The following is an 18,209-nucleotide window of genomic DNA, read 5'->3' as shown; positions in this document are numbered from 1 at the left end:
TTTTATGGCCTTTCGTCAAAATAACCGAGGAGTCCGTTCAGTGCTTTTTCCACGGTCTGCTCGCGAACTGCAGCACGATCACCGTCAAACTGGCAGCGCACAACTTCGGCAATCTCATCTCGTCTCATCCATCCGATAAACACGGTGCCAACAGGTTTGCCGGGCAGTGCGCCCGTGGGGCCCGCGATTCCGCTGACCGCGACCGCGACCGACGCGCCAGAATGCTTCAGCGCGCCAATAAGCATATGAGTAACCGTCTCTGCGCTTACCGCTGTAAAACGATCCAAAATTCCCTGCGGAACATCAAGCATCTGATGCTTAGCTTCGTTGGTATATGTGACAAAGCCTCTTTCAAACCAAGCGCTTGAACCCGAAACCGAGGTCAGCGCGGCACTGATCATCCCGCCCGTCAGAGATTCGGCAGTCACAATTACCTCGCCTGTGCCGCTGATGCGGTCACTGAGCGTTTTAACTAAGCTTTCAATATTTGCAGTCATTTAAAAGAAAGTCCAAATAGGAGCGGCGAACCCCGAAACCTCAAGTACATAAGCCGCCGCATTAATAAGAATGATCGCGTATACAGCCGCGAACACATCATCAAGCATGACAGTAAAACCGTTTTGCCGCATCGAATCCAAAACCGATACGGGCGGGAGCTTGACGATATCAAAGAAACGGAATGCGATCACGGAGGCTAACTGCCAGAAAAACCCTATAGGCGTCACCAAAAGCGTCAGCCAAACCGCGACGACTTCATCGATGACAATGGATCCGTGATCCGTTTTATACAGATAGGTCTCGGATCGACCGACAGCGATGCAGCCCAAAATAAACGCGAGCGCTGAGGCGAACCAAATCGGCGCTCTTCCGAATGCGCTCTGCATCAGCCAAAATGCGAGCCATGCCGCAAAGGAACCCCACGTCCCCGGCGCAGGCGTAATGCAGCCGGCTCCGAAAAATGTCGAAATCATCAGCCAGGGATGACGGAGCACTAAAGAAAAGGCAGGCGCCTCGGTTTTATACGACTTCATTTGTGAAATGATTAAAGGATGGCTGAGGCGACAGAACTCCGCCTTCGCCGTCATCAATGAGAAGCGATTCTCCCGCGCCCGTGATCTCGCCGATTCGTGTGACAGGAACGCTAAGCCGCTGAGATAGTTCTAATATCCGCGCGCTCTGTTCGGCCGAGGCGGTAAAGAGAAGTTCATAATCGTCTCCGCCGGAAAGCACACAACGGCGGCGAACGTCCTCCGGCATATTGCGCATGGCCTCCGAGAGCGGGAAATCCTTCCAGTGAAGCACCGCGGAAACGCCGGATCGATCCAGAATATGCTGAAGATCTCCGATCAGACCGTCCGAGATGTCGCAGGCAGAACTTGCGAGGTTTAAGAGCCCCGTGCCCAGCGCAACCCGCGCTGTGGGCTTATCCATTCGGGATTTGAAGTAGCGGTAGTCAGACGGCGCGCACTTCCAGTATCCCCAAATGTCTCCTAAAGCGGCAAATGCGTCTCCGGGCGTGCCGCTCACCCAAATATCATCTCCGGGCCGCGCTCCGCTTCTTGTCAGACCTTTGCCCGCAGGCAGCTCGCCAAGCGCAGTAATGGAAATTGTGGTCTTGGATGGTTTGCCGTCAATGACCGGCGCCTTGACTGTATCGCCTCCGCGAAGCGGGCAGCCGTAGCGGAACGACTCTTCCATCAGCCCCTTAGAGTAAGCTTTAAGCCACTTCTCATCAATTGAAGGAAAAGAAATCGACAGAAAAAACGCTTTCGGAACGGCGCCAGCGGCAGCCAGATCCGAGAGATTAACCGCAAGAGACTTTCTGCCCACGGTGTAGGGATCCGCGTTATCAAAAAAATGCGTTCCCAAGGCCATCATATCCGTCGTGACGGCAATTCTTTTATCTCCAATATCCAAAAAGGCGCAGTCATCTCCAACTCCTTGCGAAGGCCAAGCGTTGGGATGAGCGCCTTTATCGGTGAAGAATTCGGATATGACCCCAAACTCGTCCAGCGAATTCGGGGTCCTCGTACTGTGCGGCTTATCTGGCATCTTTGCTGCCGGAGGCCTCATACGGTCTAAGCTTCGATACGAGCTTATCAAGAACACCGTTCACATAACGGAATCCGTCAGTACCGCCAAAGCTCTTAGCGAGCTCAACCGCTTCGTTGATCACGACGCGATACGGCGTCGCGGTATTCTTCAGTTCATAAGTTCCAATCAGAAGAATGCCTCTTTCGATCGGAGACAGAGTCGTGACGTCGCGGTCGACAAAAGGTTTATACGCATCTTCCGTCGCGACAAAATCATCAATTACGCCGTGCAGCAGACTGCGGTAAAACTCCGCGTCCGCCTTATCAAAATCTTCCGCTTCCAGTGCGGCCGCATCTATTTCAACAGGGTCGGTATGACTGATAAGCCACTGATAAACACCCTGCAGCGCAAATTCGCGCGAACGTCTGCGGGCACTGCGGCCGCCGCGTTTCTTCGCCGGCGCTTTAACCGATGTAGTTTCTTTTGACATATTTTTACTCTTGCGAATCTGTATCGTCGTCAAACGACACAGCGCAGATTCTGCCGAGATTGCCCATTTCCAGAGCGACACGAGCGGCGTCTCTGCCTTTTTCCTGCATTCTTACTCTGGCCTGCTCTTCGTTCTCAACAGTCAGAATGCAGTTTGCGATGGAAATCGCCTCTCTGACGACAATATCCGTAATGCCGCGGGAAGATTCGTTTGCGACCAGCTCAAAATGATAGGTCTCACCGCGAATCACGCAGCCGATCGCGATCATCGCGTCCAGATCCGGATAACGCTCAAAGAGCATTGTGAGCGCATAGGGAATTTCCAAAGCTCCCGGGACGGTTGTGACAACAATGTTTTCGTCCTTAACACCGTTGGCCTTCAGCTCCTCATAGCAGGACTGAAACAAGCCTTTGCAAACCCAGTCGTTAAAGCGAGCACTGACAATACCGATTTTCAGATCAGTACCGTCTAATTTCGACTGAATAAAGTTGATAGCCAATTTTATCTCCTAACTTAAATCTTCGGAATTTTAGCAAAGCAGCCGCATCCTCCCGAATTCCTGCGCCGTGATGAGCGCAAAGATTTCAGCTTAGCGCTGAGTGAGCGAATACATGCGCTCAATATAGCGAGCAACAGTATCCACCTCGACATTCACCAGATCACGGACCTTGGTGTACTTGAAGGATGTGTGCTCAAACGTATGAGGGATCAGGTTAATCGAAACACGTGTGCCTGCGGGCGTATCTTCAACTTCGTTAATCGTAAGCGATACTCCGTTGATCGCGATCGAGCCTTTATAGGCAAGGAACTTGCCCAGCTTCATCGGGCAGCGCACCACCAGATGATAGGACTCCGCTTTCTTTTCAAAAGCGTCGACTTCGCCTACGCCGTCCACATGTCCGCTGACAATGTGACCGTCAAGGCGATCTCCCAGACGCATCGCCTTTTCCAAGTTCACATGACCCCAGCCGTCCAAACCGGCGGTCTTATCTAAAGACTCGGCGGAGACTTCGACCTTAAACATTTTTTCGTCGACCTCCACAACGGTCATGCAGGCACCGTTGATCGCGATCGAATCGCCGATTTTAACTGTATCCAGACCCAGTTCAGGCGCCTCGACATGAATGCGCAGACCGTCTCCGATCTCTTCATTATCACGAATGCGACCGACGGCCTGAATAATTCCTGTAAACATCTCTAGCTCTCCTGTAATCTAACCGGCCGGACGCAGTAAAAGGCGCAGATCCGGTCCTACTTTTTCAACATCGATAAATTCTAGCGCTATACCTTCAGAAAGGTTCTGAAGCATTGGCAAATCAAGCAGTTTTCGTCCTTGTCCGAGCAACAGAGGTGCCGCATAGATCAAATACTCGTCGATCAGCCCCTGCATCGCGAGCGCGCCGTTCAGACGAGCGCCCGCCTCAACATGAACCTCGTTGATTTCGCGCCGTCCGAGTTCAGCGCACAGCGCCTTCAAGTCAACTTTACCGTCAGCGCCACGCAGCTCAATCACTTCCACGCCCTGCGCTTCAAACATCTGAGCGCGGACAATGTCATAGAAAGCGCATACCAAGAGCACTTTGCCTTCTTTAAATATCTTCAGATCCGGGCTGAGACGAAGCTGCGAATCCACCACCACCTTAAGCGGCTGACGCTCCGCGCCTTCAATTCGGGCGTTCATGAGCGGGTCATCAGCTTCCACTGTGCCGGAACCGGTCAGCACGGCGCCCGAGATCGCTCGCCAGAAATGACCGTCTCTTCGAGCATCTTCGCCGGTAATCCATTTGCTGACGCCGTTTGAAAGCGCGGTATTTCCGTCCAAACTCATCGCGAATTTAGAGCGCACCCAAGGCATACCGGTGCGCTGACGCTTCAGAAAGCCTTTATTAATGTCTTCCGCCTCTCTTGCGCCGACACCGCACTCCACCTCAATTCCAGCCTCTTCCAGCATTTTCAGACCGCGTCCGGAAACCAGAGGATTCGGATCTTTGAGCGCCGCAACCACTCGGGCGACTTTCGCATTTTTGAGCGCAAGCGCGCAGGGCGGCGTTCTGCCGTAATGCGAACAGGGTTCAAGCGTCACATAAACAGTCGCGCCCTCAACCGATTCGCCTCGACGCTCCGCGTCACGAAGCGCCATCACTTCAGCATGGGCCTCGCCCGTGCGCTGAGTATGTCCCTCGCCGATGACCCGACGGTCTTTGACAATCACACAGCCGACGGCCGGATTCGGGGGGCAGATCATACGAGCCTCGCGCGCAAGTTCCAGAGCGCGGCGCATGTAGGAAATATCAGAAAAACTCATTTTTTTCTCTTGATCAGAGCTTACGGGTTTGCTCAACGAGACTGACAAAGTCCTCCAGAGTCTGGAAATTCAGATAAACGGAACCGTAGCGAATATAAGCAACCATATCCAAACACTTCAGTTCGGCAAGCACCAAATCGCCAACCTCTTTAGAGGAGACTTCTTTCTCGCCGCGAAGTCTCAGCTGCCGCTCAATGCTGTTGACCGCTTCGTCCACAAGTGCGGCCTTGACCGGACGTTTGCGAAGCGCGATTTCCATCGATCTTCTCAATTTTTCCGAGCTGAAAGGCTCACGCACACTGCCGTTGTTCTTGATGATCTGCGGCATCGACAGCGCCGCTTTCTCGTAAGTGGTAAAGCGTCCTCCGCAAGCGGGACACTTTCTGCGGCGGCGAATGACACTGCCCTCTTCGCTGGTGCGCGAATCAATGACCTGCGTATTGGGCTCTTTGCAGTACGGACACAGCATAGGCGGCCTCTTTACTTAAACAGTCTGGCGATAAACCGGGAAGCGGGCGACAAGGGAAGCAACCGCGTCTTTCACATTGGCAAGAACCGCTTCGTCATGCGGATGATCTAAAACGTCGGCAATCAGACTTGCGACTTCTCTTGCTTCTTCCTCTTTAAAGCCGCGAGTCGTCATTGCGGGCGAACCGATACGGATGCCGCTGGTCACAAAAGGCTTCTGCGGATCATTCGGAATAGAGTTTTTGTTTACGGTAATGCCGATCTCATGAAGAATGTTTTCGGCTTCCTTGCCAGTGATGTTCTTCGATCTCAGGTCAACGAGCATGACGTGGCTTTCAGTTCTGCCTGAAACAATGCGAAGACCGCGCTTGCTGAGCTCTTCGGCCATCACGGCGGCGTTGCGGATGACTTGCTTCTGATATTCCTTGTATGCGGGCTGAAGCGCTTCATGGAGCGCGACCGCTTTCGCGGCGATCACATGCATCAGAGGACCGCCTTGAATTCCGGGGAAGACCGCCATGTTGATCGATTTTTCGAGATCGGGACGGCAGAAAATCATGCCGCCGCGTGGACCGCGCAGCGTCTTATGCGTCGTCGTTGTGACGATATCGGCGTAAGGGAACGGACTCGGATAAACGCCTGCGGCCACAAGACCGGCGTAGTGGGCCATGTCGACCATCAGATAGGCGCCGACTTTATGCGCGATTTCTCCGAAACGCTTGAAATCAATGCGCAGAGAATAGGCAGACGCTCCGGCGATAATCAGCTTCGGCTTATTTGCCAATGCGAGCTTCTCAACGGCGTCGTAATCAATTTCTTCTTTTTCATTCAGGCCGTAGCTGACGATATTGAACCATTTGCCGGACATGTTCAGTTTCATGCCGTGCGATAAATGACCGCCTTCAGCGAGCGACATTCCCATGACGGTGTCGCCCGGATTCAGAAGTCCGAAAAACACCGCCATATTGGCCTGAGCGCCGGAATGCGGCTGAACATTAACCGCCATCTCCACGCCGCAGAGTTTGCAGAAAAGCTCCAGAGCGCGCTCTTTTGCCAAGGCCTCAGCCTGATCCACAAATTCGCAACCGCCGTAATAACGCTTGCCGGGATAACCTTCAGCGTATTTATTGGTTAAGACAGACCCCTGAACTTCCATTACCGCAGGAGAAGCATAATTTTCGCTTGCGATCAGCTCGATCTGATCTTCCTGTCTCTGCCCTTCTTTGCGAATAACTTCCCAAATAGCGGGATCCGTCATTTCGACTTTGTCGGCTTTACTAAACATTCCGAAATCCTCTCTAATAAATACAACACCTGGTGGGTGCCGAATGTGCATAAGCTTAAATGATACGCCGCTGTAAAGAACAACTTTCCAAACTAATTTTTTCAATTAATACGAAAGGATATTGACTGCATCTATATAATCGAGTCACCAAATTAGTTAATTATGAGGAATCAATATGTCTGAAGAACAGGTCAAGCTTCCCGATCCGATCATTTTCACCGATGCGGCCAGCATGAAAGTTAAAGAACTGATCGACGAGGAAGGCAACCCCAACCTGAAACTTCGCGTTTTTGTTCAGGGCGGCGGATGCTCCGGCTTCCAGTATGGCTTCACCTTTGATGAAGAAGTCAATGAAGACGACGCGACCATGGAACGCAACGGCGTCATGCTCCTCATCGATTCGATGAGCTATCAGTATTTAGTCGGCGCTGAAATCGACTACAAAGAAGACCTTGAAGGCGCTCAGTTCGTCATCAAAAACCCGAATGCGACGACAACCTGCAGCTGCGGCTCCAGCTTCTCCGTATAACGGTAAAATTCGCGCTTCTTGACGTAATAAGAATTCTGCCCGATTCTTTCGAATCGGGCCTTATTATTTTTTACGCCGGATAAAGCGCGCCTAAAATCCTTCCGCCTTCTGCGCCCGTGACGCTCGGAAGATTCCCCGGCTGCCGCTCAACGAATCGTTTTGCGAGCCACGCAAAGGCCGCGCCTTCCACGTCCTGAGCGTCCATGCCCAGAGCCGCCGTCGTTTTTACCGCCCTTGCGGGATTCATTGCCGTAAGCTCCTGCATTAAAAGCGAATTTTTCGCTCCGCCGCCGCATACAAACAACTCCTGAATGTCCGGGGCAAAGCGCTCAATCGCTTCAGTAATCGTGCCCGCCGTCAGGGCTACCAGCGTCCTCTGCACGTCTTCTACAGACTCATCGGAAAGTTTTGATTCAAGCCAGCCTAAGTTAAAAAGCTCACGGCCGGTGCTTTTCGGCGGCGTCAGATCAAAAAACGCTTCTTTCTTCAGCAGCGCCAGAAGCTTCTCACTAACCTTACCGCTTCTAGCCCACATTCCATCGTGATCGTAGGGCGTGCCGTTGATTTTCTCAGTCCAGCCATCCATCAGAACATTGCCCGGACCGCAGTCAAAACCAAAAACATCTGCGTCGGAACCTAAAGCAGGCAGATATGTCAGATTGCTGATGCCGCCGATGTTGAGAATGCCGCGCGGCACACTGCCGCTGAACACGCATTTATGAAACAGCGGCACTAGCGGCGCGCCTTCACCGCCCGCGGCTAAATCCCGACTGCGAAAATCCGTCACCACATCCGTCTTCGTAAGCTCCGCAAGCAGCGCCCCGTTGATCAGCTGCGTGCTCGCGCCCATCTGCGGGCTGTGACGAATCGTCTGACCGTGCGCGCCGATAGCGCAAATGTTTGAGGTTTCCAGACCGGTTCCTTCCAGCAGCTTGTTAAAAACTTTAGCGTAGATTTTGGCGACTTCGTTGCCGCACTCCTGACAGCGCAGGACCTCGTCCGGACCGCTCGAACAGAGACTGATCAGAGAGGAGCGCAGATGTGTGGAATAGGACTCCGAACTTCGGCCGATAAATTGATATCGACCGTTAGTAAACACGGCTGCGACCGCGTCGACGCCGTCCATGCTGGTGCCGGACATCATTCCGACATAAATAGGAATTTGCGGTTCTGACATAGAAAATGGTCTTGTTTACAAGACCTCAATTCTAATGGATGTTAATGCGCGGCTGTACGAGGCTGATTCTGAGCGAGCTGAATTCGACTGAGCATCGCGATCTGACGGCGCATCGGAGCAATCGCCACTTTAAAATCTTCAGCGGCCTCATCTCGAAGGTTTTCACCGGTACGCAAATCAGCAATCAGCGGGTTGACCTGCTGGCCGTCCTTCTTAAGTTCATAGTGCAGATGAGGTCCTGTTGCCATGCCGGTCGCACCGACATAACCGATGAGCTGACCTTTTTTCACTTTTGTTCCGGGTTCAATCCCCGGAGCGTACTTGCTCATGTGTGCGTAAAGGGAGGTATAGCCCGAGGAGTGCGAAATCTCCAGCCAATAGCCGTAGCCGCGTCGCTGATAACGCTTCGTCGTCACCGTGCCGTCACTGGCTGCATAGATAGGCGTTCCTTTGGGCGCGCCTAAATCCACACCCCAGTGCGGTCGCAAACGTCCGGTCACGGGATGTCGACGAACTCGGTTAAAAGTCGAGGTGACACGCGCCTCGCAGGGCATGCGAAGGAAAGTCACATCGTTGTTTTTTCCTTCGGAATCGTAATAACCTTCGATTCCTTCGCCTTCATACCAATACGACTCAATCGTCTTATTCTTGGCGTAGTACTCAATCGCGAGCAGTTTCCCGGTTCCGATGTCAGCTCCGTCAAGCTGACGGCGCTCATAAATCACGCTGAATGTGTCGCCCTTAGAGACGTCCTTGGAGAGGTTCAGCTCCGTCGACAAACGATCTTTGATCTGCTTGAGAACTCCGGCAGGAATATTCGCTTCGACAGCCGCTTTATCCAAGTTGGAGGTAATAACGCCCGAAGCAGCGATCGGAAGCGCATCAAACCCGCTGGTTTTCTCGGCATGCATGAATTTCCCGTCTTTATTTTTGCTGACCTCAAAGAAAGAAATATCTTTGGACTGTGAGTCAATCGGACGGAACACTCTCAGAGAAATCACTTCTCCGCCAGTCGTCAGACGAGCCTGGATAAGACGTCCTCGGGAGAGACGCGCAAACGGATTTTCTTTGCCTTTGATTGTCGTCACGTAACGAGTAAAGGCTTTGTCCTGGATACCAAGGCGCTCGAAAATCTTCTTGGAGGTGTCTTTCGGTTCAATGTGGGTCTCAGCGTAGACATCGTCCATTTCGCTTGCCCACTGCTGAATCAGAACGCTAAGATCAATTTCGCCGGCCTTTTCCATAATGACCGGCGTCTTTTCTTCCGCTGCGTGCAGAGAATTAAAGGAGGCGAAAGGCAGAACGAGAGCAGCCGCAAATGTCACTGACTTAAAAATCTTGGTTAATTTGCCTGCTGCAGTATTCACTTTTCTGTCTCTCTTCGTTCTCACTCTCAATTCGCTTGACGAAAACAAATCCCCCAACGCAGAAAGGATAAACGCTGAAAGAGAATATAGAATATGGGGATGGCTTTGATTACGCCCCTACCGTCAAGTGCGTCAATTATATTGGATTTAAACATTGACGTCTGCAAGGGGTTTTACTACTACGATTTTAGGATTGTTTCTAAAAATGACTGAAAGTGTCGAACAAAAAAAATTCCCGGTGAGCCAGAAGATTAAGGACGCAATGGCCCTAATCAAACGCGGCACCGACACACTTCTGATTGAGCAGGAGCTTGAGCAGAAGCTCGCTCGCGCCGAAGCGACGGGCAAGCCTCTTCGTGTCAAACTCGGTCTCGATCCTACCGCTCCCGACATCCATCTCGGACACACTGTCGTTCTGAACAAACTGCGTCAGTTTCAGGATCTCGGACATACCGTTATCTTCCTCGTAGGAGACTTTACAAGTGCCATCGGCGACCCCTCCGGCCGCAATACAACACGCCCGCCGTTAACGAGAGAACAAATTGAAACAAATGCGAAGACTTATCTTGATCAGGCCTACCATGTCCTGGATCCGGATAAAACCGAAATTCGCTACAACTCCGAATGGTGCAACAAACTCGGTTCCGAAGGCATGATTCGCTTAGCGTCCCGCTATACGCTCGCTCGTCTGCTTGAGCGCGACGACTTTGCCAAGCGTTTTGCCGAACAGGCACCGATCGCCATGCATGAGCTGCTTTACCCGCTGATGCAGGGCTACGACTCCGTCGCCCTTGAGGCCGATGTGGAACTTGGCGGTTCCGATCAGAGATTCAACCTGCTCGTAGGCCGCGAACTGCAGCGCCAGTACGGCCAGGAAGCGCAGTGCATCATCACAATGCCGCTGCTGGTCGGCCTGGACGGCGTCAACAAGATGAGCAAGTCCAAACATAACTACATCGGCATTACCGAAAATCCGAACGATATGTTCGGCAAAGTCATGTCCCTGTCCGATGATCTGATGTGGAACTGGTTTGATTTGCTTTCCATGCGCAGCAACGAGGAAATCGCTCAGCTGAAGAAGGAATGCGAAAACGGACGCAATCCGCGCGACGCGAAGGTTCTGCTCGCTAAGGAAATCGTGACTCGATTCCATGACGCGGCCGCAGCAGACGCCGCGGAACAGGAATTCGTCAACCGCTTCCGCAAAGGCGCGATGCCGAGCGATGTTCCCGAAATCAGCGTCGACAACTCCGGCGAGCCGATGCTTCTTGCCAAACTGATTAAAGAAGCCGGCCTGTGCGCTTCAACAAGCGACGCCAACCGCAATATTGATCAGGGCGGCGTGCGCCTCGACGGCGAAAAGGTCACCGATAAAAAGACTGAAGTCGCTCCCGGCGATTACGTCCTTCAGGTCGGCAAGAGAAAGTGGGCCAAGATTCATTTGAAGTAAGAGAGACAAAATGATCGCGTTGATTCAGCGGGTTTCCAAAGCATCCCTGACCGCCGACGGTGTTTTTCGCGGCCGTATCGATCAGGGCTTGGTCGCACTGGCCTGCGCCGAAAGAGATGACAGCGAAAAGGACGCGGACGCGCTTGCCGAACGCGTGCTGAACTATCGGGTGTTCAGCGACGAGAACGGCAAAATGAATCTGAGCCTTCGTGACATCAAAGGCCAAATCATGGCGGTCTCTCAGTTCACACTCGCCGCCGACACCAACAGCGGCAATCGACCGAGCTTCACGCCCGCAGCGGAGCCGAAGCTCGGCGAGAAACTGTACGAACGTTTTGTTAAAAAACTGGAAGCTGAAGGTTTTTCGCCTGTCACCGGCGTGTTCGGCGCGCATATGGCGGTTGAACTGGTCAACGACGGTCCGGTCACATTTTGGCTAAGATACCCGAAAAAGAGGTAAGTCTATGGAAAGTATCTTCAGAGTATGGAGCGATTCTTTTGACGAAGGCGCAATGATTCCGGAAGGCTACGCCTACGCGAAATTAGATCCGATGGGGCGCGAACATACTGTTCCCGCTGGGAACCGCAATCCTCAGATTGCATGGTCAAATCCGCCCGCGGGCACACAGTCGTTGGTAGTCATCTGCCAGGATCACGACGTGCCGCAGGATTTCTCTATGGCTAACCGTGAGGACGCAGTCATTGCGGAAGATGCGCCGAGAAGAGACTTCTTCCACTGGATTCTGGTGGATATCGTGCCGGAAGAACCCTGTATTGACGTGGGCACCCTCTCAAAAGGCGTGACCCCGAAAGGCAAGAAAGGGCCCGCATGCGCTAACGGCATGCGTCAGGGACTGAACGACTACACCAACTTCGAGAAACCGGAGGAAACCGGCAAGCACTACGGCTATGACGGTCCCTGCCCTCCGTGGAATGATGAGAGAATGCACCGCTACGTCTTTACTGTCTATGCGGTCGACTTCCCGCTGCTGCCGCTGAGCGGAAGCTTCACCGGTCCGGAAGTGCTCGAAGCGATGCAGGGACATATTCTCGCATCCGCCTCCGTCTCGGGTCTTTACACCTTGAATCCGAAACTCGTGCGTAAATAGGCCGCTAAAAATTTAAGCCTCTGATTCTTCCATGGAGTCAGAGGCTTTTTTCTTTTAGGGCATCAGCGCAATCTGATCCAGCCCTGTGCTTTCAGGCAGTCCCATGAGCAGATTCATCGCCTGCACAGACTGTCCGGCAGAACCCTTAACGAGATTATCTTCGACCACAAGGATCACGAGCAGATCAGGCTCCTTGCGGTAAAGCGCGATGCGAACCATGTTGGATCCGCGTACCGACCTCGTCTCCGGTAGCGATCCAGTCGGCAGAACGTCCACAAAGGGTTCGTCACGATAGGCGTTTTCATACAGAGACTGGAAATCCACTCCCGTGCCTTTTTCCGTCAGACGCACGTAAATCGTCGAGAAGATGCCTCTGATCGTCGGCAGAAGATGCGGAATGAACGTGAGCGGAACCTTCTCGCCCGCGAATTCGCTCAGCTGCTGAACCATCTCGGGCTCGTGGCGGTGGCCGCCAACGCCATAGGCCTTAAAGTTGTCGGCAGCTTCTGCGCAAATCAAACTCACGTCGGCCTTTCTGCCGGCGCCGCTGATGCCGGACTTGCTGTCGGCAATGATCGAGACATTGAGATTCACAATGTCTTTTTCCGCGCTGTGAAGTTTTAAAAGCGGCATAAGACCGAGCTCAATCGTTGTCGGATAGCAGCCGGCCATACCGAGAATATCCGCTTTCTTCATCTGCTCGCGCATTGTCTCAGGCTGACCGTATACGGCCTTAGCAAGCAGATCGGGGCAGCTGTGCTCCATCTTGTACCATTTGCTAAACACTTCCGTGTCTTTAATACGAAAATCCGCCGCCAGATCGATAACCTTGACGCCCTTGGCGGTCAGCTCCCGCGCCATGGACATCGCTACGCCATGCGGCGTCGCAAAAAATACCACGTCACACTGATCGAGCGGAGCCTCGGAAGGATCACAGAATGTCAGATCCAAACGTCCGCGAAGATTAGGGAACATCTTCGCCACATGCGTACCGGCGTCTTTTCTTCCGGTAATGGTGACGATTTCCGCCTTCGGATGCTGCGCAAGAAGACGAAGCAGCTCAATGCCTGTGTAGCCGCTTCCGCCGACAATACCGACTTTAATTTTTTTCATTTCGGACTTCCTGTTAGGTTGAGGATTTTGAAAGTTTGACATCCTTCTCGTCATCAGTGACGAGAAATCCCTGCAGCGGCCGCACAGCATCGCACGACGCTCTTTCTCCGTTCATTTCGAAAACTCACCGGAGCTGCTCGGAAAATTATACTTTGACCGTAAACAAAAAACGGATATGAAATCCCTGCCGGGAAGCGGCCTCTGACAGATTCTGCCGCTAGACGAACTGTATGCTCAGGAAATAAAAAAGGCCGCCGAAGCGACCTTTTCTGCGGTATTTCGATCGAAGATCGAAATTTCCAAAAGCGAATTAACGCTTGGAGAACTGTTTACGGCGACGTGCCTTACGCAGACCGACTTTCTTACGTTCAACTTCACGGGCGTCACGTGTAACGAGACCGGCCTGAGACAGAACGGACTTCAGTGTTTCATCATAGTCGATGAGAGCGCGAGTGATGCCGTGGCGGATAGCGCCGGCCTGACCGGATTCACCGCCGCCTTTAACGTTGACCTTGATGTCGAATGTTTCAACATTATCAGTCAGAACGAGAGGCTGACGAACGACCATACGGCCGGTTTCACGGTGGATGTACTCGTCAAGAGTGCGACCGTTGATTTCGATTTTGCCAGTACCGCGCTTAATGAAGACACGAGCAACAGAGCTCTTGCGGCGGCCTGTGCCGTAGTTGTAATTTCCAATCATTTTTAGATCTCGAGCTGTTTAGGTTGCTGTGCGGAATGCTTGTGTTCGGAACCGGCGTAAACGAAGAGTTTCTTGAACATTGCGTAGCCAAGGGGTCCTTTTGGGAGCATACCCTTAACAGCGATTTCCAGAGCACGACCCGGATGCTTTTCCTGCATCTTGCGGAAAGTTGTTTCATAAACACCGCCGGGGTAACCGGAGTGACGGAAATACTTCTTGTCTTCCGTCTTGTTGCCTGTCATCACCAGCTTGTCAGCGTTGACAACGATAATGTAGTCGCCCGTGTCGACGTGCGGTGTGTATTCAGGCTTGTCTTTGCCACGGAGTCTGAGAGCGATTTCAGCGGCAAGGCGGCCGACAACCTTATCGGTTGCATCAACCACGTACCATTCGCGCTTTACTTCAAGCGGCTTGGCCGAGAAGGTTTTCATTACTTTTCACCTATAAATTAAGTGTCCAAAGGACACTCGACATTTTTTCTAATACCCAGAGCCGTCAGGCCCTGAGATGACATTTTTACAACGGACGAGCGATGACGAAAGGACAACGCTCCAACAGAGAGGACAGGATTATACGGAAAAAATCACAGAGATTCAACTTGATAAGATAGGGATGTAAAACTTTGTTATACCTGAGTCTCATTCCTTCCCCGACGACGGCCTTTAAAACAGCCTTTTTTGAATCAGCCGCCGACTTTTCACTCCCGTTCCCATATACCGCCCAAAAGAAGAAAAGCCGGAATTTTTGTCCGGCTCTCTAAAGTTTATTCGGCTTGCTCAAACACCGGTTTGATCTTCGGCAGAAGCTCTTCAGTGCGCTTAGCGCTCATCTGGCCGATTCTCAGGCGGCGATACAAAACATCTTCAGGATAAACCGCAAAGGCGTTGTCTCTGCAGTGACGCGCGAACGCGAGCAGTTTTTCTTCCTCAAGCTCGCCTCTAAACGCCGCCTCTTCAATCGCCTCGGCGTCAAAGGCCTCATCTCGGTAAATCGACATGTATTTTGTAGTACACGGACGCTTATAGATCAACCCCTGATCCACCGCGACCGACATCGCGTGTTCGGCCATCGCTCGATAAGCCGTCCATTTGCCGCCGGTAACGGTAACCATATTCTTAAATTCCGGGATCACCGAGTGCTCTCGGGAAACCGCTGCGGTGGAACCGCCCGCGGAAGGATTAAAGAGCGGACGAAGTCCGGAGAAGGATGCAAGCACATCCTTGCGCTCAATCGGATAATCCAAATAGCCTCGCGCGGTTTCAAGCATGAACTCAATTTCTGCTTCGGTCGCCTCGGGATGGAAAGTAATATCCTTTTCCTCAACGTCTGTCGTGCCGATTTCCAGCACTCCGTGCCACGGAATACAGAAAAGCACACGGCCGTCCTCCGTCTTCGGAATAAACATGCCGGTCTTTCCGCCAAAACGCTCGAGGCTCACAATAATATGAGAGCCGCGGGAAGCGCGAATCAGCGCTCTTGCCTCCGGATTGACCATGCGGCGGATTTCATCGGTCCAAACTCCGGCGGCGTTAAAGACCATGCGGGTCTTCACTTCATACTCATTGCCGCTCAATTTGTCCTGAACACGAACCGTCTGAATCTCACCGCTCTTGCCGCGGCCGAAACCAATCACCGGCGCATAGTTCAGCGCAAGCGCGCCTCTGGCTTCCGCGGTTTTCACGAGCGCGATATTCAGACGCGAATCATCAAACTGCGCGTCCCAGAACTGAACGCCGCCTTTGAGGCCCTGCGGCTTGACACCGGGGAGACGGCGAATCGTCTCCGCCGCCGATAAGTATTCTGTCTTGCCGATCTGATAGCCGCCGCTCGCCATTGCGCTGTACAGGCAGAGGCCTGCCATGTAGTACTCACGCTCAAAGTTCTCGTAGCACGGAAGAATGAACGGTTCCGGATGCACTAAGTGCGGCGCGTTGCCTAAAAGCAGCTTGCGCTCGATCATCGCTTCCCGAACCAGCTTCCAATCACGGGGATTCTTCATATAGCGCACGCCGCCGTGAATGAGTTTCGTCGAACGGCTTGAAGTGCCCTCGGAGAAATCATGCGCGTCCAGCAGCAGTGTCGTAAATCCGCGCGCTGCCGCATCGACCGCTATGCCCGAGCCTGTCGCTCCGCCGCCGATTACGACAACATCCCAGACCTTGTCTTCGCTCAGTCTGTTAAAGCGCGCCGCGCGCTCCGGATTTGCCTTTAATTGTCCTGCCATCACTGCTCCCATCCTCTTGTACGAGCCACTGCTCGATGCCATTGCTTGGTTAAATATTCTCGTCTGTCCTGCGACATCTTCGGTTCAAAAATTCTTTCCCGGCGCCAAAGCGATTCAATCTCAGAGAAATCCTCCCACAGACCGATGCCAAGGCCGGCTAAATAAGCCGCGCCGAGCGCGGTTGTTTCGGTCACGACCGGACGGACTACGGGCACATTGGCTAAGTCGGCCTGAAACTGCATCAGCAGATCGTTCTCCGCCGCTCCGCCGTCAACCCGCAGCTCTTCGACCGGCGCGCCGGTGTCGGCGGCCATGACTTGAAGCACTTCATTGCACTGGAACGCTATCGATTCTAATGCAGCCCGAGCGATATGAGCGCGGCTTGTGCCTCGAGTTATACCGATAATCATGCCTCGCGCAAAAGGATCCCAATACGGCGCGCCTAAACCGACAAACGCGGGCACTAAATAGACTTCCCCGTTATCCTGAACCTGGGAAGCCAGAGTCTCAATTTCTGCGCTGGTTCTGAAAAGTCCGAGCCCGTCTTTCAGCCACTGAACCACCGCGCCTGCAATAAACACACTGCCTTCAAGCGCGTATGAGCGATCGCCTCCGACCTCCCAGCCGACCGTACTCAGCAAATGATCCGACAGCGGCGCGGTTTTTCCGGTGTTCATCAGAAGAAAACCTCCGGTTCCGTATGTATTCTTGGTCATGCCGGGACGGAAACAGGCCTGTCCGATGGCCGCACTCTGCTGATCGCCCGCCGTCCCGCTAATCGGAATGCACGCGCCAAGCACCTCAGGATCGCTCTCGGCAAGCGCGCCGCAGGACGGCGTGATTTCCGGAAGCATCGAGACGGGCACGCCAAACATGCCTAAAAGTTCCTCATCCCAGCGGCCGGTGCGGATATTGGCTAAAAGCGTGCGCGAGGCGTTGGTAATATCCGTCATGTGACGCCTGCCGCCCGTGAGATTCCAAATCAGCCAGCTGTCCACCGTCCCGAAAAGCAGCTCTCCGGCCTGAGCCTTTGCACGGGCGCCGCTCACATGATCCAAAATCCAGCGAATTTTCGTAGCGGAAAAATAAGGATCCAGTTTGAGCCCTGTCCTCTCTCGGATCATGAGACTGTGCGCGCCCAGCGCCTCACACTGCTCCGTTGTTCGATGATCCTGCCAAACGATAGCCGGATAAATCGGCCGCCCCGTCGCTTTCTCCCAAACCACCGTCGTCTCACGCTGATTGGTAATGCCTATGGCGGAAATATCGGAAGGCAAAATATTTAAATCGGAAAGCGCCCCTTTAAAACAGGCAAGCTGCTGCCGAAACATCTCCATGGGGTCCTGCTCGACCCAGCCCTCTTTCGGGAAAATCTGAGTCAGCGGCCTCTGACAGGCAGCCTGCGGACTGCCGTACTCGTCAAAAATAATGACACGCGCGCTAGTCGTGCCTAAGTCAAACGCGGCAACGTACTTAGAGCTTCCCAAAGGCATCTAAAGAGTCCCTCCTAAAGATATAAGCTGATCGGAGCACATTTTTTTGATTGTGACTCAAATTCTCTTTTTTTTCGAGACCCCCTGACATAAATTAAAAAGTATGAAACAATCACCAATAGAAGTTTTAAAAAGAAAGTGAGGTATATATGAAGCTTCCCCTCCAAGTTAGTTTCCACGGTATCGATCGTTCCGAAGCTCTTGAAAACCTGATTGCCAAAGAAGTCGAAGGTCTGCATAAATTTGATGCTGATCTGATCAGCTGCCGCGTCGCGATTGAAAGCGAAGGCCGCCATCAGAATCAGGGCAGAGAATGCAGCGTCAGAGTTGCACTCAACGCCCCCGGTCATGAATTCATCATGAACACAAAGAACGAAGATGCGCACGCAGCAGTCCGTGCCGCTTTTGATTCCCTTGCCCGTCAGGTCAAGGACAATGCAGCAAAACGCAGAGGCAATTAAT

Annotated in this window: 21 protein-coding genes; 5 read left to right on the top strand and 16 right to left on the bottom strand. The window is 52.9% G+C overall.

Going from position 1 to position 18,209, the window contains the following annotated elements:
• Window positions 1-2 precede the first annotated feature (2 nt).
• The 9 genes from E5987_RS02870 to glyA all read right to left on the bottom strand — a co-directional run bounded on the left by E5987_RS02870 (window position 3) and on the right by glyA (window position 6,582).
• Window positions 3-497, bottom strand: coding sequence for a CinA family protein (locus E5987_RS02870; RefSeq protein WP_160334580.1), 495 nt, complete (start codon window positions 495-497; stop codon window positions 3-5).
• Window positions 498-1,031 carry a phosphatidylglycerophosphatase A family protein gene (locus E5987_RS02865; RefSeq protein ID WP_160334579.1) on the bottom strand — a complete coding sequence of 178 codons (534 nt, stop codon included), beginning with the start codon at window positions 1,029-1,031 and terminating at the stop codon, window positions 498-500.
• Complete coding sequence (gene thiL / locus E5987_RS02860) at window positions 1,018-2,052, bottom strand: thiamine-phosphate kinase (RefSeq protein WP_160334578.1); 1,035 nt, start codon at window positions 2,050-2,052, stop codon at window positions 1,018-1,020. Before thiL ends, E5987_RS02865 begins: the two co-directional genes overlap by 14 nt.
• Window positions 2,042-2,524, bottom strand: coding sequence for a transcription antitermination factor NusB (nusB, locus tag E5987_RS02855; RefSeq protein WP_160334577.1), 483 nt, complete (start codon window positions 2,522-2,524; stop codon window positions 2,042-2,044). The genes thiL and nusB overlap by 11 nt, the downstream gene beginning before the upstream one ends.
• Window positions 2,525-2,528: 4 nt before the next feature.
• The gene (ribH, locus tag E5987_RS02850; RefSeq protein ID WP_160334576.1) at window positions 2,529-3,023 is read right to left on the bottom strand and encodes a 6,7-dimethyl-8-ribityllumazine synthase; all 495 of its coding nucleotides are present in this window, start codon (window positions 3,021-3,023) and stop codon (window positions 2,529-2,531) included.
• Between the two features lie 90 nt (window positions 3,024-3,113).
• Complete coding sequence (locus E5987_RS02845; RefSeq protein ID WP_160334575.1) at window positions 3,114-3,719, bottom strand: riboflavin synthase; 606 nt, start codon at window positions 3,717-3,719, stop codon at window positions 3,114-3,116.
• 18 nt (window positions 3,720-3,737) lie between these two features.
• The gene (gene ribD, locus E5987_RS02840) at window positions 3,738-4,829 is read right to left on the bottom strand and encodes a bifunctional diaminohydroxyphosphoribosylaminopyrimidine deaminase/5-amino-6-(5-phosphoribosylamino)uracil reductase RibD (RefSeq protein ID WP_237178703.1); all 1,092 of its coding nucleotides are present in this window, start codon (window positions 4,827-4,829) and stop codon (window positions 3,738-3,740) included.
• Between the two features lie 13 nt (window positions 4,830-4,842).
• Window positions 4,843-5,298, bottom strand: coding sequence for a transcriptional regulator NrdR (nrdR, locus tag E5987_RS02835; RefSeq protein WP_160334574.1), 456 nt, complete (start codon window positions 5,296-5,298; stop codon window positions 4,843-4,845).
• A 15-nt stretch (window positions 5,299-5,313) separates the two neighbouring features.
• Window positions 5,314-6,582: a serine hydroxymethyltransferase gene (gene glyA, locus E5987_RS02830; protein ID WP_160334573.1), complete on the bottom strand. Its 1,269-nt coding sequence runs from the start codon at window positions 6,580-6,582 to the stop codon at window positions 5,314-5,316.
• Between the two features lie 175 nt (window positions 6,583-6,757).
• On the opposite strand from glyA, the gene erpA reads away from it, so the two are divergent.
• Window positions 6,758-7,111: an iron-sulfur cluster insertion protein ErpA gene (gene erpA, locus E5987_RS02825; protein WP_160334572.1), complete on the top strand. Its 354-nt coding sequence runs from the start codon at window positions 6,758-6,760 to the stop codon at window positions 7,109-7,111.
• Window positions 7,112-7,181: 70 nt separating this feature from the next.
• On the opposite strand, the gene E5987_RS02820 is transcribed toward erpA, so the two are convergent.
• Complete coding sequence (locus tag E5987_RS02820) at window positions 7,182-8,288, bottom strand: anhydro-N-acetylmuramic acid kinase (protein ID WP_202074532.1); 1,107 nt, start codon at window positions 8,286-8,288, stop codon at window positions 7,182-7,184.
• 41 nt (window positions 8,289-8,329) lie between these two features.
• Window positions 8,330-9,655: a M23 family metallopeptidase gene (locus E5987_RS02815; RefSeq protein ID WP_288319247.1), complete on the bottom strand. Its 1,326-nt coding sequence runs from the start codon at window positions 9,653-9,655 to the stop codon at window positions 8,330-8,332.
• A gap of 205 nt (window positions 9,656-9,860) precedes the next feature.
• Here E5987_RS02815 and tyrS point away from each other — a divergent pair, with 205 nt between their 5' ends.
• The 3 genes from tyrS to E5987_RS02800 are packed head-to-tail and all read left to right on the top strand — an operon-like array spanning window position 9,861 to window position 12,214.
• Window positions 9,861-11,105: a tyrosine--tRNA ligase gene (tyrS, locus tag E5987_RS02810; protein ID WP_160334571.1), complete on the top strand. Its 1,245-nt coding sequence runs from the start codon at window positions 9,861-9,863 to the stop codon at window positions 11,103-11,105.
• 10 nt (window positions 11,106-11,115) lie between these two features.
• The gene (gene dtd, locus E5987_RS02805) at window positions 11,116-11,565 is read left to right on the top strand and encodes a D-aminoacyl-tRNA deacylase (RefSeq protein WP_160334570.1); all 450 of its coding nucleotides are present in this window, start codon (window positions 11,116-11,118) and stop codon (window positions 11,563-11,565) included.
• 4 nt (window positions 11,566-11,569) lie between these two features.
• Window positions 11,570-12,214: a YbhB/YbcL family Raf kinase inhibitor-like protein gene (locus tag E5987_RS02800; protein ID WP_160334569.1), complete on the top strand. Its 645-nt coding sequence runs from the start codon at window positions 11,570-11,572 to the stop codon at window positions 12,212-12,214.
• Between the two features lie 54 nt (window positions 12,215-12,268).
• Here E5987_RS02800 and argC read toward each other — a convergent pair whose 3' ends face one another.
• The 5 genes from argC to glpK all read right to left on the bottom strand — a co-directional run bounded on the left by argC (window position 12,269) and on the right by glpK (window position 17,747).
• Window positions 12,269-13,327, bottom strand: coding sequence for an N-acetyl-gamma-glutamyl-phosphate reductase (gene argC / locus E5987_RS02795; protein ID WP_160334568.1), 1,059 nt, complete (start codon window positions 13,325-13,327; stop codon window positions 12,269-12,271).
• A 310-nt stretch (window positions 13,328-13,637) separates the two neighbouring features.
• Window positions 13,638-14,030 carry a 30S ribosomal protein S9 gene (rpsI, locus tag E5987_RS02790; protein WP_160334567.1) on the bottom strand — a complete coding sequence of 131 codons (393 nt, stop codon included), beginning with the start codon at window positions 14,028-14,030 and terminating at the stop codon, window positions 13,638-13,640.
• Window positions 14,031-14,032: 2 nt separating this feature from the next.
• Complete coding sequence (gene rplM, locus E5987_RS02785) at window positions 14,033-14,461, bottom strand: 50S ribosomal protein L13 (RefSeq protein ID WP_160334566.1); 429 nt, start codon at window positions 14,459-14,461, stop codon at window positions 14,033-14,035.
• 332 nt (window positions 14,462-14,793) lie between these two features.
• Window positions 14,794-16,254, bottom strand: coding sequence for a glycerol-3-phosphate dehydrogenase/oxidase (locus E5987_RS02780; protein ID WP_237178701.1), 1,461 nt, complete (start codon window positions 16,252-16,254; stop codon window positions 14,794-14,796).
• Window positions 16,254-17,747: a glycerol kinase GlpK gene (gene glpK / locus E5987_RS02775; protein ID WP_160334565.1), complete on the bottom strand. Its 1,494-nt coding sequence runs from the start codon at window positions 17,745-17,747 to the stop codon at window positions 16,254-16,256. The genes E5987_RS02780 and glpK overlap by 1 nt, the downstream gene beginning before the upstream one ends.
• A 149-nt stretch (window positions 17,748-17,896) precedes the next feature.
• On the opposite strand from glpK, the gene E5987_RS02770 reads away from it, so the two are divergent.
• Complete coding sequence (locus E5987_RS02770; protein WP_160334564.1) at window positions 17,897-18,208, top strand: HPF/RaiA family ribosome-associated protein; 312 nt, start codon at window positions 17,897-17,899, stop codon at window positions 18,206-18,208.
• Window position 18,209: the final 1 nt, after the last annotated feature.

The organism is Parasutterella muris, assembly GCF_009767915.1.
Taxonomy (GTDB): domain Bacteria; phylum Pseudomonadota; class Gammaproteobacteria; order Burkholderiales; family Burkholderiaceae_F; genus Parasutterella; species Parasutterella muris.
This window is presented reverse-complemented; position numbering and strand designations above follow the sequence as displayed.